General features: G+C 68.5%; 14 protein-coding genes and 1 tRNA gene. 6 read left to right on the forward strand and 9 right to left on the reverse strand.

Features of this window, described 5'->3' with window-relative positions; all coding sequences use genetic code 11:
* Positions 1 to 17 precede the first annotated feature (17 nt).
* Entirely contained in the window at positions 18 to 485 is a 468-nt protein-coding gene (locus AC07PU_RS36305) for a response regulator (protein ID WP_495322923.1), read from the forward strand.
* Between the two features lie 125 nt (positions 486 to 610).
* A complete protein-coding gene (locus tag AC07PU_RS36310) occupies positions 611 to 1,591 on the forward strand; it encodes a ferritin-like domain-containing protein (protein ID WP_296788899.1) in 981 nt (326 codons plus the stop codon).
* Positions 1,592 to 1,658: 67 nt separating this feature from the next.
* On the opposite strand, the gene AC07PU_RS36315 is transcribed toward AC07PU_RS36310, so the two are convergent.
* Positions 1,659 to 2,099 carry a beta/gamma crystallin domain-containing protein gene (locus AC07PU_RS36315; protein ID WP_398495765.1) on the reverse strand — a complete coding sequence of 147 codons (441 nt, stop codon included), beginning with the start codon at positions 2,097 to 2,099 and terminating at the stop codon, positions 1,659 to 1,661.
* 239 nt (positions 2,100 to 2,338) lie between these two features.
* Here AC07PU_RS36315 and AC07PU_RS36320 point away from each other — a divergent pair, with 239 nt between their 5' ends.
* The 3 genes from AC07PU_RS36320 (at position 2,339) to AC07PU_RS36330 (ending at position 4,446) form a co-directional block, all read left to right on the forward strand.
* On the forward strand, positions 2,339 to 2,815 hold the full coding sequence (locus tag AC07PU_RS36320; RefSeq protein ID WP_398495767.1) for a MarR family winged helix-turn-helix transcriptional regulator: 477 nt from the start codon (positions 2,339 to 2,341) through the stop codon (positions 2,813 to 2,815).
* Between the two features lie 132 nt (positions 2,816 to 2,947).
* A complete protein-coding gene (locus AC07PU_RS36325) occupies positions 2,948 to 3,928 on the forward strand; it encodes an alpha/beta fold hydrolase (RefSeq protein ID WP_495322924.1) in 981 nt (326 codons plus the stop codon).
* A gap of 89 nt (positions 3,929 to 4,017) precedes the next feature.
* Entirely contained in the window at positions 4,018 to 4,446 is a 429-nt protein-coding gene (locus AC07PU_RS36330) for a DUF1810 domain-containing protein (protein WP_495322925.1), read from the forward strand.
* Position 4,447: 1 nt separating this feature from the next.
* On the opposite strand, the gene chrA is transcribed toward AC07PU_RS36330, so the two are convergent.
* On the reverse strand, positions 4,448 to 5,692 hold the full coding sequence (chrA, locus tag AC07PU_RS36335) for a chromate efflux transporter (protein ID WP_495322926.1): 1,245 nt from the start codon (positions 5,690 to 5,692) through the stop codon (positions 4,448 to 4,450).
* A 259-nt stretch (positions 5,693 to 5,951) separates the two neighbouring features.
* On the opposite strand from chrA, the gene AC07PU_RS36340 reads away from it, so the two are divergent.
* Positions 5,952 to 6,242: a hypothetical protein gene (locus AC07PU_RS36340; RefSeq protein WP_296801540.1), complete on the forward strand. Its 291-nt coding sequence runs from the start codon at positions 5,952 to 5,954 to the stop codon at positions 6,240 to 6,242.
* An 83-nt stretch (positions 6,243 to 6,325) separates the two neighbouring features.
* Here the strand turns inward: AC07PU_RS36340 and AC07PU_RS36345 are convergent.
* The 7 genes from AC07PU_RS36345 to rpoC all read right to left on the reverse strand — a co-directional run bounded on the left by AC07PU_RS36345 (position 6,326) and on the right by rpoC (position 16,615).
* Positions 6,326 to 6,401, reverse strand: a tRNA-Phe gene (locus AC07PU_RS36345).
* 81 nt (positions 6,402 to 6,482) lie between these two features.
* Entirely contained in the window at positions 6,483 to 7,184 is a 702-nt protein-coding gene (locus AC07PU_RS36350) for a response regulator (protein ID WP_057596622.1), read from the reverse strand.
* A gap of 72 nt (positions 7,185 to 7,256) precedes the next feature.
* Positions 7,257 to 9,572 (reverse strand): sensor histidine kinase, encoded by a 2,316-nt coding sequence (locus AC07PU_RS36355; RefSeq protein WP_093353743.1) that lies wholly within the window; start codon positions 9,570 to 9,572, stop codon positions 7,257 to 7,259.
* Positions 9,569 to 10,207 (reverse strand): DUF4390 domain-containing protein, encoded by a 639-nt coding sequence (locus tag AC07PU_RS36360; RefSeq protein ID WP_093353741.1) that lies wholly within the window; start codon positions 10,205 to 10,207, stop codon positions 9,569 to 9,571. Before AC07PU_RS36360 ends, AC07PU_RS36355 begins: the two co-directional genes overlap by 4 nt.
* Positions 10,188 to 11,513, reverse strand: a complete 1,326-nt coding sequence (rsmB, locus tag AC07PU_RS36365) for a 16S rRNA (cytosine(967)-C(5))-methyltransferase RsmB (protein WP_495322947.1) — start codon at positions 11,511 to 11,513, stop codon at positions 10,188 to 10,190. Before rsmB ends, AC07PU_RS36360 begins: the two co-directional genes overlap by 20 nt.
* 116 nt (positions 11,514 to 11,629) lie before the next feature.
* Positions 11,630 to 12,250: a LemA family protein gene (locus tag AC07PU_RS36370; protein WP_495322927.1), complete on the reverse strand. Its 621-nt coding sequence runs from the start codon at positions 12,248 to 12,250 to the stop codon at positions 11,630 to 11,632.
* A gap of 135 nt (positions 12,251 to 12,385) precedes the next feature.
* Positions 12,386 to 16,615: a DNA-directed RNA polymerase subunit beta' gene (rpoC, locus tag AC07PU_RS36375; protein WP_093353736.1), complete on the reverse strand. Its 4,230-nt coding sequence runs from the start codon at positions 16,613 to 16,615 to the stop codon at positions 12,386 to 12,388.
* Positions 16,616 to 16,618: the final 3 nt, after the last annotated feature.

Raw genomic sequence — 16,618 nt, forward strand, 5'->3', positions numbered from 1 at the left:
CTCCACGTCCCTTTGCCATGCCCACCGCATCCGCCACGACCCGCCGCGCGCGCCCGCCGCGCGGCCCGCTCTCCATCTTCATGGTGGAGGACGAGCCGCTGGTGCAGGACAGCCTGCGCGTGGTGCTCGGCGGCTTCCTCGGTGCCGAGGTGGTGGGCTCGGCCCACAGCGAGACCGAGGCGATCTCGTGGCTGCAGGCGCACGACGATGCCTGGCGGCTCGCGGTGGTGGACCTGTTCCTGCAGCAGGGCACCGGCCTGGGCGTGCTGTCGTGGCTCGCGCCGATGAAGAACGGCCGCACGGTGATCGCGCTGACCAACGCGGCCACGCGCGCGAACCGCGCGCAGTGCCTGCAGCTCGGCGCCGACGCGGTGTTCGACAAGTCCGAAGAGATCAACGAGTTCCTGAGCTTCTGCGAGAGCAGGTCGATGGGTTTGCCGGCGGCGCAGCCGGCGGCCACGTCGCGCGCGACCGGACGCGTCTGAGCGGCGCGCGCCACCGCCTACAGCGATGCAGGCGGCGCACCGACGATGCGCGGCCGGTACGGTCCCAGGATGAAGTTTCTTTCCCTACTTCATCCACACACCTCACTCACCGAAAGGAGTCAGACATGGCCAAGGAAAAGCATCTGCTCGACACGAACAACAACCTGCACCGCGACCCGATCACCGGCGAGCCAGGCTCGCACCCGGTGGGCACGGGCGTCGGCGCCACCGGCGGCGCGCTCGCGGGCGCGGCGGTCGGCGCGGTCGGCGGCCCCGCGGGCGCGGCGGCCGGCCTGATCGCGGGCGCCGTGCTCGGCGGCATGGGCGGCAAGGCCGTTGCCGAACGCGTGAACCCGAGCGTGGAACGCGAGCACTGGGCCTCGGCCTACGAACGCGAGCCTTACTACGAGGCCGGCCGCAGCTTCGACGACTACGCACCGGCCTACGAACTGGGCTGGAGCGGACGTGCCGCGGGCCACGACGAGTTCGCGTCCGTCGAGCCCTCGCTCGCGCGCGAATGGGAAGCGCGCCGCGGTGCTTCCACGCTCGACTGGACGCGCGCCCGGCCCGCGTCGCAGGCCGCGTGGGAGCGGGCCGACCGTCTCTACTACAGCGACGAGGACAGCGCGATTCCCGCAGTGGATGGGATCCCGCTGGCCAACGACGACGTGGTCGACGTGATCAACGACCTGCTCGAAACCAGCCGCGACGGCGAATACGGCTTCCGTGTCTGCGCCGAGGAGGTCGATGACGCGCAACTCAAGCGCGTGTTCGCGGCGCGCGCCGTCGAATGCGCCGATGCGGCGGCGCAGTTGGTGCGCGTCGTGGAGTCCTATGGCGGCCAGCCGGCCGCGGGCGGCACGGCCAGCGGCGCCATGCACCGCGGCTGGGTGCATGTGAAGGGCGCGGTCGGCGCCAACAGCAAGCTGTCGATCCTCGAGGAATGCGAGCGCGGCGAGGACACGGCCGTGGCGCGCTACCGCAAGGCGCTCAAGCAGATGCTGCCGGCCGGCGTGCGCGAGATCGTCGCGACGCAGGCACGCGGGGCGCAGCGCAACCATGACCAGATCCGCGACCTGCGCAACGCGGAGCGCGCGGCGCGTTGATCGCGGCGTCATGAACGAGAAAGAGCCCGGCATGCCGGGCTCTTTTTTTTTTGAGGCCGCGTGGCGACTACTTGCAGTTGAGCTTCATCGCCTCGATGCGCCCGCCGAAGCCGAGCCGGCTGACGAGTCCGCCTTCTCGGCTGTTGGCCGGGAAGCTCACGGTGCGGTCGCGGAACATGGCGTGCTGGTAGACCTCGAGCGTGGCGCGCGGGCCCACGGTCACGCTGTCGATGTCGCGCTGCAGTTGCCGCGCCGTGCCCTTGTCGAGGCTCTGCAGGGTGGCGGGGCCGACCAGGGTCACGACGTCGCCCTGGAAGTCGCGCTTCGAATAGAACTGGGCCCAGCAGCCGGAGCCATGCGCCGGGTCCTCGACGCGCAGCGGCACGAGCAGCACGGTGGGCTCGGCCTGGTTGTCGACGGCCGAGACCTTGGGCGTGCCGGTGGAACAGGCGCCGAGCGCGAGCGCGGCGGCGAGGCCCAGGGGCCAGAGGGTGCGAGAAGTCTTCATGATGGATGCAAAGGCTGGGATCGGGGAATGGCGCCGGCGGGCGGATCGAGGATCCGCCTGGCTCGAAGGAGGCCGAAGGCCTGCGCCGCGAAGCTTCAAGATAGCGGCCGAGCGGCGCGATGCCGTAGGAGAAAGGCGCGCGGCGCCGTCGCAGGCGGGCGTGCCTGTTCGTGGACCGCATCGCACCTCGCCGAATAAAGCGCTTGCAATTGAATCGCATGCGATCTAATATTCGGTCCATGCCAGCCAAGAAAGCTTCCTCCGCCCAGCCTGTCGCCCCCAGTGCCGACCGACTCACGCTGGACGAGCAGCTGTGCTTCTCCGTCTACTCGACCATGTTGAGCCTCAACAAGGTCTACCGCGGCCTGCTGCGCGATCTCGATCTCACCTACCTGCAGTACCTCGTGATGCTGGTGCTGTGGGAGCGCGACGGCCTCAACGTGTCCGAGATCTGCACCCGCCTCTCGCTCGAGACCACCACGCTCACGCCCCTGCTCAAGCGGCTCGAGGCCCGCGGGCTCATCGTGCGCGCACGCTCGGCACTCGACGAGCGCCAGGTCATCGTGTCGCTCACGGCCGAGGGGCGCGCGCTGCGCACCAAGGCCAAGGCCATCCCGGCCTGCGTCGCGCAGGCGATGGAGCTGTCGGGCGACGAGATCGACGGCCTGCGCGAACAACTGCAGACGCTGCGCGCCAGCCTCGACAGGAACGCATGACCACTCCACTCCCTCGCGAGGCAGTCGTTGCCGGCTGCCTTTTTTCAAGGCACTTATATCGCATGCGATATTCATTCATACGCTAGTTCTCCCGTCCACCCGTTCCCACCCCTCCAGCCAAAGGAAATCACCATGTCCTCGAACCAGACCACCTCTTCTTCCACCACGCGCCGCAGCCTGCTGACCGGCAGCGCCGCCACGCTCGCGACCGGTGCCCTCGTCGGCGCGGGCCTCGCGCGCAACGCCGAGGCCGCGCCCGCGCGCGCGGCCAAGGGCCAGCGCAGCTCGGGCAACACCATCGTCACCCAGGACGGCACGCAGCTCTACTTCAAGGACTGGGGCAGCGGGCAGCCCGTGGTCTTCAGCCATGGCTGGCCGCTGAATTCCGACAGCTGGGAATCGCAGATGCTGTTCCTCGCCTCGCAGGGCTTCCGCACCGTGGCGCACGACCGCCGCGGCCATGGCCGCTCGAGCCAGCCGTGGAACGGCAACGACATGGACACCTACGCCGACGACCTCGCCACCGTCATCGAGACGCTGGACCTGAAGAACGTGGTGCTGGTCGGCTTCTCGACCGGTGGCGGCGAAGTGGCGCGCTACATCGGCCGCCATGGCACGAAGCGCGTGGCCAAGGCCGCGCTGATCTCGGCCGTGCCGCCGCTGATGCTCAAGACGGCCGCCAACCCCGGTGGCCTGCCGATCGAGGTGTTCGACGGCCTGCGCGCGGCGCAGCTCGCGAACCGTTCGCAGTTCTACAAGGACGTGCCCTCGGGTCCCTTCTTCGGCTTCAACCGGCCCGGTGCCAAGCCCTCGCAGGGCCTGATCGACTCGTGGTGGGCGCAGGGCATGCAAGGGGGCCACAAGAACACCTACGACTCGATCAAGGCCTTCTCGGAAACCGACTTCACCGAGGACCTGAAGAAGTTCGACGTGCCCACGCTGATCGTGCACGGCGACGACGACCAGATCGTGCCGATCGGCGCCGCCGGCCTGGCCTCGGCCAAGCTCGTGAAGAACAACAAGCTGATCGTCTATCCCGGCGCGCCGCACGGCCTGACCGACACGCACAAGGACCGTTTCAACGCGGACCTGCTCGCGTTCATCAAGTCCTGAACGGGACATCCGGCGCGCGGGCTTGACGCGCGCGCCGGGCTTGCGTCTGATGCGGGCATGCACACGCCGCATCCACCAAGGACCTCGAGATGACATCGCCCCCCTGGGACCTCGAACGCTTCGTGAGCGCGCAGGACCCGGTGTACGCCGAGGTCTGCGCCGAGCTCGCCGCGGGGCGCAAGCGCAGCCACTGGATCTGGTTCGTGTTCCCGCAGCTCGCGGCGCTGGGACGCAGCTCGACGGCGCGCTTCTTCGGGCTCGAGGGCATAGCTGAGGCGGCGGCCTATTGGGCGCATCCGGTGCTCTCGCAACGGTTGCGGCAGTGCACGCAGCTCGTGCTCGACGTGCAGGGCAAGAGCGCGCACCAGATCTTCGGCTCTCCCGACGATCTGAAGCTGTGTTCGTGCATGACGCTGTTCGAGGTCGCCGCGCGCGACGAGCCGATCTTCGGCGAGGTGCTCGCGCGCTACTACGGCGGGGTGCGCGACGAAGCGACGCTCACGCTGGTCGGCGCCTGATTCAGAGCGCCATCAACCCGCCGGCGACAGCCGCCAGCACGACCACCAGCACCGGCGACATGCGCGCCCAGACCAGCAGCCCGAAGGCCGCGAGCGCCAATCCGAAATCGGCGCGCGTGTGGATGGCGCTGGTCCACACCGGGTCGTAGAGCGCGGCCACCAGCACGCCGACCACGGCCGCGTTGACGCCGGCCATCGCGCGCTGCACACCTTCGCGCTGGCGCAGCGTCTCCCAGAACGGCAGCGCACCCGCCACCAGCAGGAACGCGGGCAGGAAGATCGCGAGCAACAAGGCCAGTCCGCCGAGCCAGCCGCCGAAGGGGGCGGGCATGACAGCGCCCAGGAACGCGGCGAAGGTGAACAAGGGCCCCGGCACCGCCTGCGCGGCGCCGTAGCCCGCGAGGAAGACGTCGTTCGACACCAGTCCGCTCGGCACCACCCCGGCCTGCAGCAGAGGGAGCACGACGTGCCCGCCGCCGAACACGAGAGCACCGGCCCGGTAGAAGTCGGCAACGACGGCAAGCCCTGGCGAGTGCCATGCGGCGGCCACGAAGGGCAGCGCCACGAGCAGCACGACGAACAACCCGAGCAGCACGGCGCCGGTCGTCTTGCCCACGCCGTAGTCGCGATGCCGGGCCGCGGGCAGAGGAACCAGCTGCAGCGCCCATCGGCCCACCACGCCACCCGCGACGATGGCTGCGATCTGCCCCCATGCCGAGGGCACCGCGAGCACCAGCAGCGCCGCGACGATCGCGACGCCCGCGCGCAAGCGACCGGGACACAAGGTCCTGCCCATGCCCCAGACCGCCTGCGCGACCACGGCCACCGCGACCACCTTCAGCCCATGCACGGCGCCCGACTGCGAGAGCGCGGACCACTGCGTGACGCCGGCCGCGAACAGCACGAGCGCCACGGCCGATGGCAGCGTGAACCCGATCCACGCCGCGATCGCCCCACCCCAGCCAGCGCGCCCCAGCCCGAGCGCGATGCCCACCTGGCTGCTCGCGGGGCCGGGCAGGAACTGGCACAGCGCCACCAGGTCCGAGTAACTCCTGTCGTCGAGCCAGCCGCGGCGTTCGACGAAGGCCGCGCGGAAGTAGCCCAGGTGGGCCACCGGGCCGCCGAAGGAGCTGAGGCCTAGCTGGAGGAAGGCGAGAAAGACCTCGAGCACCGAGCCGCGTGCGCGGGCGGTGTCGTGGCCTTCATCGACGGAAGGGCCTGGGTCGGATTGCTGCTGCGGGTTCATGGGGCGGCGCGGCAGTATCGGTCACGCCCATGAAAGTTCGACCGGCCCCGCATCGACAAGATGTCTCCCAGATCGATCGCCAGAATCCATCCGCCCACCTCTCCTCCTCCCTCGGGTGGGCTTCCTCCCTGGTCCCATGCGAGTACGGACCATTCGGCCCGCCTCGTGCGGGCTTTTTTTCGGCCCGCGTTCCATCGGCCTTTTTGACGCAAATGCGCGCGCGACAACGCCAACCGAATTCCGTAGGCAAAATCCAGGCATGCGAAACGTAGAGGGACTGTCCGACCGCGAGCTCGAGGAGCTGGCACGCGTCTGGCGCAAACGCGCGCTCGAGGGCGAGCTGCACGCCAGGGGCACGGCCCATCTGCTCGAGACCGAGGCCCGGCGCCGCGTTGGCCTGGCGCGCTTCGACCCCGATGCCCTCGACCTGCGCTCGCTCGCGGATCGGCAGTTTCTTCCGCACCAGGGGCTGGGCGGCAGGCTGCTCAAGGCCGGCATGCTCGCCGCGGGGATCACGCTGATTCTGCTGCTGCTGGTCGCCTATCGCTGAGCGGCCCGCTCCCGCTGGCGCGCTCGAACCAACGCCCAAAGCAAAAGGCGCTGCAACTCGAAAAGTTGCAGCGCCTTGCAATTTGGTGGCCTGGGGCGGAATCGAACCACCGACACGCGGATTTTCAATCCGCTGCTCTACCAACTGAGCTACCGGGCCTGGTATGGCACCTCACCGAATCACCGGGAGAACCGGCTTTGAGGCCTGTTCAACCACCGTGCTGCGGTGTGGAGCCTGCGATTATACAGCGCTTCTGCGGCCTCGCGAAAGATCCACACCAAGTTGTTTGAGCTTTCGATACAGATGGGTGCGCTCGAGGCCGGTCTTTTCGGCCACGCGGGTCATCGAACCGTTCTCCATCGCGAGGTGGAACTCGAAGTAGGCCTTCTCGAAACCGTCGCGCGCATCGCGCAGCGGACGATCGAGATCGAAGCTCTGCGTGGACTGCGGGCCCTGGTCGGGCACGGGCACCGACGCGAGCGACGCCATCAGCAGGCTGTCGCCGGTGGTGGTGATGGCGCTCGGCTGGCCATGGCCGGTGGGCGTGGGCACGACACCGGCCGCGGCGCGGCGTGCGCTCTCGCGCGCGAGTCCCTGCTCGACGGCCTTCAGCAGCTTCTGCAGGGTGATGGGCTTTTCGAGAAACGCGAAGGCACCGATGCGCGTGGCATCGACGGCGGTGTCAATGGTGGCGTGGCCGCTCATCATGATGACGGGCATCGTGAGCAGGCCCGCGGTGGACCACTCCTTGAGCAAGGTCACGCCATCGGTGTCGGGCATCCAGATGTCGAGCAGCACGAGATCGGGACGCGCACGCTGACGCGCGGCACGTGCCTCGGCCGCGTTCTCCGCGAGTTCGACGTTGTGGCCTTCGTCATTGAGAATTTCGAAGAGCAGGTCCCTGATGCCCAGCTCGTCATCGACCACGAGAATGTTTGCCATGAGTGCTGCTTGTTGTATGCGCTGGTGTGTTGGTGCGACGGCCTCTTTCGGTCGCGCCGCGCGGCGGAAGACTTACTTCGAATCTTCGGTGTGAGCGGCCGCTGCCTGCGGCTCGCCTGCCAGCGCGAATGATAGCGAGACTTGCGCCCCGGCTATAGCCCCGTCGACGACGCGGTTGGACAGCTCGATGCGCGCGCCGTGCTCGTCGGCGATCTTCTTGACGACCGCGAGCCCCAAACCTGTACCTTTTGTTTTCGTCGTGACGTAGGGCTCGAACGCGCGCTTGAGAATGTTCTCGGCGAAGCCCGGTCCGCTGTCCTGCACGGTGAGCCGCACGCGCTGTCCCGAATCGCCGAGCCGCGTGCGGATGACGACCTCGCCGCGCCGTCCGGTGGCACCGGCCGCGGCCTCGGCGGCATCCTGCGCGTTCTGCAGCAGGTTGTGGATGACCTGGCGCAGCTGCTGCGCGTCGCCGCGGATCGGTCGGCAGCGCTCGTCGGGTTCGAAGCGCAGCGCGATCGGCATGGTCTCGACGTTGTAGAGATGGAGCACGTCCACCAGCAGCGCATTGAGGTCGACGGGCTTGAGGTCGGCGGCCGGCAGGCGCGCGTAGTCGCGGAATTCGTTGACCAGCCGCTTCATCGCATCGACCTGGTCGACGATGGTCTTCACCGACTTGACCAGCACCGCCTGCTCGGGCGCGGCGACCTTGCCCGAGAGCTTCATCTCGAGCCGCTCGGCCGAGAGCTGGATCGGCGTGAGCGGATTCTTGATCTCGTGCGCGAGCCGCCGCGCGACCTCGCCCCAGGCCTGCGCGCGCTGCGCCGAGACGATCTCGGAGATGTCGTCGAACACCAGCAGCCGCGCGGCGCCCGGCAGCTCGGCACCGCGCGCCACGATGTTGATGGCGCCTTCCTGCTGCGGCAGGTCGGTGCCGGTGGCGTGCAGCTCGAAGGCATGCTGCCAGTGGTCGAGGCCATGCTGCATGCGCTCGACGAGGAAGTCCTCGAACTGCTGCTGCACGGCGGCGCCGAAGTCGGCCAGGCCCGGCACCTCGGTGAGCAGCTGGCCTTCGTAGGCCGCGAGCGGCGCGCGCAGCACGCGCGTGGCGCCGGGGTTGGTCGACAGCACGGTGCCGCCGGCATCGAGCACGATCACGCCCGAGGTCAGGTTGTCGAGGATGGTCTGCAGGTTGGCGCGCGCGGCATCGAGCTGGCCCATGGTCTTCTCGACCGCGGTGCGCGCCTCGGCCAGTTGCTGCGTCATGACGGCGAACGAGCGCGTGAGGCCGCCGAGTTCGTCCTTGCCCTGCGACACGGCCGTGGGCCGCAGGTCGCCGGCGGCCACCTGGCGCACGCCATCGGCCAGCACCAGCAGCGGCCGCGCGAGCTGGTTGCCGAACAGCACCGCGAGCAGCACGGCACCGAACACCGCGAGGAACAGGCTCAGCGTGAGCGTGCCGATGTACATGCGGCGCAGGCCCACGCGCCCGAGCGCGCGCTCCTGGTATTCGCGGTTGGCCTTGTCGACCGCGAGCGCGTTGGCCACCACGTTGGGCGGCAGCGGCCGCGTGACCTGCAGGAAGCGCGGCGCGGCATCGAGGTCGAAGCCCGGGCGCTGCACCATCGCGAGCGCGCGCACGGTGGCCGGCGGCAGCAGGATGCCCGGCGGCGGCTCGTCGAGTCCCTCGATGTGGGCGATCGCGCGGTCGGCGCGCACCTGGCGCAGCTGCTGCGGCGTGGGCCGCTCGGGATTGAGCTGGAAGCGCGACGCGCCCGCGGTGGCGATGAGCTGACCCGCATTGGTCCACAGCACCACGTCGGTGGCCTCGAGCTGGTCGCGGATGCGTTCGAGCGCGAGGCCCGCGCTGGCATCGGAGACCTGCGCGAGCTGGCCGCCGGCCGCGCGCGTCTTGGCCGCGAGGTCGTCGGACAGCGCATCGAGCGTGGCACGCCCGAGGTTCAGGCCCGAGTTCAGCGCGCCCTCGACCTTGACGTCGAACCAGCTCTCGATCGAGCGCTCGACGAACTGGTAGGACACGACGTAGACCAGCGCGCCCGGCACCACGCCCACCAGCGCGAAGATGGCGGCGAGCTTGATCAGGAGGCGGCTGCCGAACTTGCCCTGCCGCAACCGGCGCAGCAGCCGGAACGCGACCCAGCCGATCACCAGCACCAGCACCACCGCCACCACGACGTTGATGCCGAACAGGCGCACGTAGTAGCGCTCGTAGAGCTCGCGGTTGTTGGTGGCCTGGGCCAGCAGGAACATCAGCACCAGGCCGATGGCGGTGACCAGCGCGGCGCCGACGCCCACGGCCCAGCGCATCGCACGCGAGCGGCGCGCGGCGGGCGTGGCCGCGGCACCGCTGCGCGGCTTGGAACTCACCGCTGCTTCTCCACCGCCAGGCGCGCGCTGCGCTCGGCGGAGATGTTCCAGTCGGCCTGGCCGGCCACGCCAATCTGGAACGGCCGCGGCAGCTGTGAGGTGTCGAGCCGGAAGCGGAAGGTGACCTGGTGCAGCGGGTCGTCGCCGATCTCGGCCGGATCGCCCATGCGCAGCCGGCCCACGCGCCGCACGGCCTCGAGCGCATCGGCGAGGCTGTCGAAGTTCTGGTTCAGCGACAGGCTGAAGCTGGCCGAGCCCGACAGCGGCAGCGGCGAGATGTTGAGCCGCCAGCGGCGGGTCAGCGGCTGGTAGGCCAGCCGCATGTGGCGCGTGGCCTGCGCGACCTTGCGGTCGGTCCAGTACCAGCGCTCCTGGAACATCTCGGCCTCGGCCACGAAGTAGATCGCGATGCCCTTGTCGAGCACGTCCTCGACCAGCGCGGGCAGCTCGAACTGCACGGCGGCATTGAGGTAGACGGCATCGTCGGACTGCTCGAGCCGCATCTGGGTGACGGCGGCGGCATTGCGCGTCTGGGCCAGCACGGGCGGCGCCAGCACCGTGACGAGCAGCACGACCACCAGCGCCAGCAGCACCAGCCACCGGGGCTTGCGCGGTTCAACCCGGGTGCTTTTCAAGCAGGGCGTAGAAAAAGCCGTCGTGGTCACCCAGGGGATTGTCCTGGACGGCACGGGCATTCGCCCCGCTTTGAGGCAGCAAATGCCCCGGCGATGGCCGCAATCGGGCGTCGGTGTTGTGTGCAAGAAACGCATCGATCTGTTGCGAACCCTCTTCCCGAAACACCGAACAGGTGCAGTAAAGCAGCCGTCCGCCGGGCCGGACCAGGGGCCAGAGCGCCGCCAGCAGCGCGGCCTGCTGCAGGGCGAGCTGGGCGGTATCGCTCTCGCGGCGCAGCCAGCGCACGTCCGGATGGCGGCGCACGATGCCCGAGGCGGTGCACGGGGCATCGAGCAGGATGGCGTCGAAAGGCTGGCCGTCCCACCAGTCGGCGGGCCGTCCCGCGTCGGCCACCACCACCTTGGCCTGCAGGTCCAGACGGGCCAGGGTCTCGTCGATGCGGCGGCTGCGCACGGCGTCGACCTCGAGCGCGGTCAGTTCGAGCGCATCGGGGCCCGCGAGTTCGAGCAGGTGGGCGGTCTTGCCGCCGGGCGCGGCGCAGGCGTCGAGCACGCGCAGCCGCCGGCCGGACGGCGCCGCGAGTCCGTCGAGCAGCAGCGGCGCCGCGAGCTGGGCCGCGGCGTCCTGCACCGAGCAGGCGCCGTCGGCGAAACCGGGCAACTGCTGCACCGGCCGCGCGCGCGCGAGCTGCAGCCCGCTGGCCGCGACCGGCGTGGCCGGCATGTCGAGTGCCGCAAGTTCGTTGCGGTAAGGGCCGGCGGCCGTCTTGCGGACATTCACGCGCAAGGTCATCGGCGCCTGGGCGTTGTCGGCCTGCAGCACGCGCTGCCAGTCGCGCGGATGGTCGCGCTTGAGCTTCTCGATCCACCAGCGCGGATGGTTCCAGTGCGCCACCGGTTCGGCATCGGTGGCGGCCACGAGTTCGTCGCGCTCGCGCAGGAAGCGCCGCAGGCAGGCATTGATGAAGCTGGCCTGCGCGCGCGTGGCCGGGTTGCGCTTGGCGGCCTCCACGGTCTGGTCGACCAGCGTGAAGGGCTCGTAGGGCGACTGCCCCGCGTCCCAGGCCAGCGCGAGCGCGGTGCACAGCAGCGCATCGGGCAGCGGCGGCGGCGTGCGCTTGGCGAGGTGGCGGCGCAGGGCTTCGGCGCGGCCCAGCCAGCGCAGCACCTGGAAACCCAGGGCCTGGACGCCGGGGCGCAGCGCGGGTTCGACGGCCTCGAAGGCGACCGAGCCCGAGGTGCCGGCGCGGATCGACGCCAGCGCCCCTGCGGTCAATTGCAGTTGGCGCCAGAGCGGGGGTTGCAGCGGCGAAGCGCCGCCGTGCGAGGGGTCAGAAGGAAGAGCAGGCAATGCGGGCGATGTTAAAGGGCCCGGATGTCCGCCATCCAGGCAATGTCATGAACGAAATCGGCGGCCGAAGTTCAGTGCAGCGGCGCCGCGGGCCTCAGACGCACGGCCCATGCCACCAGCAGCGCCGGGAACTGGGCCAGCGCCGCGTTGTAGCTGGCGACCGCGAGGTTGAACTGGGTGCGCGCGATCTCGGCGGCGGCCGAGGGTTCGGGCCAGGCCATCGGCTCGGCCGCGATCGCGCCGGTGACCGTCACGGGCACCAGCGCGTTCGCCGTCGAAGCCTGGCCCGCGGGACGCGACAGCGTGCCGTCGGGATGGAAGGAGGTCACCGCATCCGGATGCCGGCGCTGCCAGGCGGTCAGCAGCACCTGCAGCGCGGTCGCGAGCGCCGACATGCTGCCGGCCTCGAGCGGGCGCTGCCGGGTCGCGCCGAGCAGGGTGGCCATCTGCGTGGTCGCGGCCTGCAGCGAAGAGGCGCCCGCCGCGGGATCGGTCGACTCCTCGGCGGCCGACGGCGCGCTCAGGCTGGTCTGCACGAAGTCGAGCTGGCGCGCCAGCGCGGCGTCCAGCGTGGCATAGGCCTGCAGCACCGCCGCGCGCAGGCGCACCAGCCGGTTGTAAGCGCCGACAAACCAGAACAGCAGCACGGCCACGACGATCCAGCCGGCCAGCGAATCGGGCAACACGCTCATCGATGGCACTCCAGGAAAAGCTCAGAAGGAAGACGGGAGGACGCGCGGAAAACCGCGGCCCCCCATGAAAAACGCCTCCCGACCGTCAAGCCGGGAGGCGTTCACGACCGGTCACGGCCGGGCGATGCTAACCAGTTATTCGGTCGCGGCGCCTTCGCTGGCGTCGACCGTGCTGGTGGCATCGCTGGACGAACCGGCGAGCTCGGCGGCTTCGGACTCGGCGATGGCGCGGCGCTCGGCCTCGTCCATCTCGTCCTTGGCCTTGCGTGCCAGGTGGTACGCCATGCCGGTGCCCGCGGGGATCAGGCGGCCGACGATGACGTTCTCCTTCAGGCCGCGCAGCTCGTCGCGCTTGCCCATGATCGCGGCTTCGGTCAGCACGCGCGTCGTTTCCTGGAACGAAGCGGCGGAGATGAACGAATCGGTCGACAGCGACGCCTTCGTGATACCGAGCAGCAGGTTGGTGAACGTCGCGGGGATCTTGCCTTCGGCGCGCAGGGCGTCGTTGGTGTTGAGCATTTCGCTGCGTTCGACCTGTTCGCCCGAGATGTAGCTGGTGTCGCCGACGTTGTCGACCACGACGCGGCGCAGCATCTGGCGAACGATCACCTCGATGTGCTTGTCGTTGATCTTCACGCCCTGCAGGCGGTACACGTCCTGCACCTCGTCCACGATGTAGCGCGCGAGTTCTTCCGAACCCAGCAGGCGCAGGATGTCCTGCGGGTCCGCCGGACCGTCGACCACGCTTTCGCCCTTGTTCACCACCTGGCCTTCGTGCACCAGGATGTTCTTTTCCTTCGGCACGAGTTCTTCCCAGACCTTGCCTTCCGGGTCGGTGATCTGCAGGCGGATCTTGCCCTTCGTTTCCTTGCCGAACGACACGGTGCCGGTCATCTCGGCCAGCATGCCCTTGTCCTTCGGCGAACGGGCTTCGAACAGCTCGGCCACGCGCGGCAGACCGCCGGTGATGTCGCGGGTCTTCTGGCCTTCGACCGGAATACGCGCCAGCACTTCGCCGGGGCCCACGTCCTGGCCGTCACGCACCTGGATCAGCGCGCCGATCGGGAAGCCGATCGTCACCGAGTGGTCGGTGCCGGGGATCTTCACCTCGGCGCCCGAGGCGTCGATCAGCTTGACCTGCGGACGCACGACCTTGGCAGCGCCGCGGCGCTTCGGGTCGATCACGACCAGGGTCGACAGACCGGTCACTTCGTCCACCTGCTTGGCGACCGTGAGGCCTTCCTCGACGTTCTCGAACTGGGTCTTGCCGGCGAATTCCGTGATGATCGGGCGCGTCAGCGGGTCCCAGTTGGCGAGCACGTGGCCGGCCTTGATCTGCTGGTCGGCCTTGACCGTCAGCGTCGCGCCGTACGGCACCTTGTGGCGTTCGCGCTCGCGGCCGTGCTCGTCATGGATGACGATCTCGCCCGAACGTGCGATCACCACCAGCTCGTTCTTGCTGTTGGTCACGTAGCGCATCGTGGCGTTGAAGCCGATCACGCCGTTGGACTTGGCCTCGACGCTCGAAGCGACAGCCGCGCGCGAAGCCGCACCACCGATGTGGAAGGTACGCATCGTGAGCTGCGTGCCCGGTTCGCCGATCGACTGCGCCGCGATCACGCCGACCGCTTCGCCGTTGTTCACCAGGCCGCCGCGGCCGAGGTCGCGGCCGTAGCACTTGGCGCAGATGCCGAAGCGCGTGGCACAGGTCAGCGCGGTGCGGACCTTGACTTCGTCCACGCCGTCGGCTTCGATGGCGTCGATCGTGTCTTCGTCGAGCATGTCGCCGGCCTTGACCAGCACGGCACGCGTCTCGGGGTGCAGCACGTCTTCGGCCACGCTGCGGCCGAGGATACGGTCGCGCAGCGATTCGATGACTTCACCGCCCTCCACGATCGCGCGCATCAGCGCGCCGTCGTGCGTACCGCAGTCCTGCTCGATCACCACCAGATCCTGCGTCACGTCGACCAGACGGCGGGTCAGGTAACCCGAGTTCGCCGTCTTCAGCGCCGTGTCGGCCAGACCCTTACGGGCACCGTGGGTGGAGATGAAGTACTCCAGCACGTTCAGGCCTTCGCGGAAGTTCGCGGTGATGGGCGTCTCGATGATCGAGCCGTCCGGCTTGGCCATCAGGCCACGCATGCCGGCCACCTGGCGAATCTGGGCCGCGGAACCGCGGGCACCCGAGTCGGCCATCATGTAGATCGAGTTGAAGGACTCCTGCTCGACTTCCTTGCCGTGGCGGTCGATGACCTTCTGCTTCGACAGCTTGGCCATCATGACCTTCGACACTTCGTCGCCGGCCTTGCCCCAGATGTCCACCACCTTGTTGTAGCGCTCGCCGGAGGTCACGAGACCGGAGACGTACTGCTGTTCGATCTCCTTCACTTCCTTGGCCGAGCGGTCGATGATGCCGTGCTTCTCGGCCGGCACCAGCATGTCGTCGATGGCGATCGAGATGCCGGCCTTGGTCGCGAGACGGAAACCGTTCTGCAGCAGCTTGTCGGCGAAGACCACGGTCTCCTTCAGGCCGCACTTGCGGAAGCTCACGTTGATGAGCTTGGAGATTTCCTTCTTCTTCAGCGCCTTGTTGATGTTCGAGAACGGCAGGCCCTTCGGCAGGATCTCGGACAGCAGGGCACGGCCCACGGTGGTATCCACGAGCGAGGTCGACGGCTCGAATTCGCCGCTTTCCTTGTTCTTGGTGTACTCCGTGATGCGCACGGCGACCTTGGCGGTCAGCTCGACCACGTTGGCGTCGAGCGCGCGCTGCACTTCACCGATGTCCGAGAAGATCAGGCCTTCGCCCTTGCCGTTGATGCGGTCGCGGGTCGTGTAGTACAGACCCAGCACCACGTCCTGCGAGGGAACGATCGACGGTTCGCCCGAAGCCGGGAACAGCACGTTGTTGGAGGCCAGCATCAGCGTGCGGGCTTCCATCTGCGCTTCCACCGACAGCGGCACGTGGACGGCCATCTGGTCGCCGTCGAAGTCGGCGTTGAAGGCCGCGCACACCAGCGGATGCAGCTGGATCGCCTTGCCTTCGATCAAGATCGGCTCGAAGGCCTGGATGCCCAGACGGTGCAGCGTAGGCGCACGGTTCAGCATCACCGGGTGTTCCTTGATCACCTCTTCCAGGATGTCCCAGACCACCGGCGTGCCCGATTCGACTTCCTTCTTGGCAGCCTTGATCGTGGTCGCGATGCCCATGGCTTCGAGGCGCGAGAAGATGAAGGGCTTGAACAGCTCGAGCGCCATCAGCTTCGGCAGGCCGCACTGGTGCAGCTTGAGCGTCGGGCCCACCACGATGACCGAACGGCCCGAGTAGTCGACGCGCTTGCCCAGCAGGTTCTGGCGGAAGCGACCGCTCTTGCCCTTGATCATGTCGGCCAGCGACTTGAGCGCGCGCTTGTTGGCGCCCGTCATGGCCTTGCCGCGGCGGCCGTTGTCCAGCAGCGAGTCGACGGCTTCCTGCAGCATCCGCTTCTCGTTGCGCGCGATGATTTCCGGGGCCTTGAGCTCCAGCAGGCGGCGCAGACGCGAGTTGCGGTTGATGACGCGGCGGTACAGGTCGTTCAGGTCGGAGGTCGCGAAGCGGCCGCCGTCCAGCGGCACCAGCGGACGCAGGTCCGGCGGCAGCACGGGCAGCACGTCGAGCACCATCCAGTTGGGCTTGATGCCCGACTTGCGGAAGGCCTCGAGCACCTTCAGGCGCTTGGAGTTCTTCTTGACCTTGACTTCGGAGCCGGTCAGGTCGCCGCGCAGCTTCTCGATCTCGCTGTCGAGCTCGATGCCTTCCAGCAGGTCCTTGATGCCTTCGGCGCCCATCTTGGCGATGAACTCGTCACCGTATTCCTTGCGCTTCGTGTCGTAGTCGTCCTCGGACATGATGCTGAACTTCTTCAGCGGGGTCATGCCGGGGTCGGTCACCACGTAGGCTTCGAAGTACAGCACGCGTTCGATGTCGCGCAGCGTCATGTCGAGCACGAGGCCCAGGCGCGACGGCAGCGACTTCAGGAACCAGATGTGCGCGCAGGGAGCGGCCAGGTCGATGTGACCCATGCGCTCGCGGCGGACCTTGGTCTGCGTGACTTCGACGCCGCACTTCTCGCAGATCACGCCGCGGTGCTTGAGGCGCTTGTACTTGCCGCACAGGCACTCGTAGTCCTTGATCGGGCCGAAGATCTTGGCGCAGAACAGGCCGTCGCGTTCGGGCTTGAACGTGCGGTAGTTGATCGTCTCGGGCTTCTTCACCTCGCCGAAAGACCACGAGCGGATCTTTTCGGGCGAAGCCATGCCGATCTTGATGGCATCGAAATGCTCATCCGGGGTGAACTGCTTGAACAGGTCGAGTAGCGATTTCATAAG

The organism is Variovorax sp. GW821-FHT10D07 (assembly GCF_059415325.1).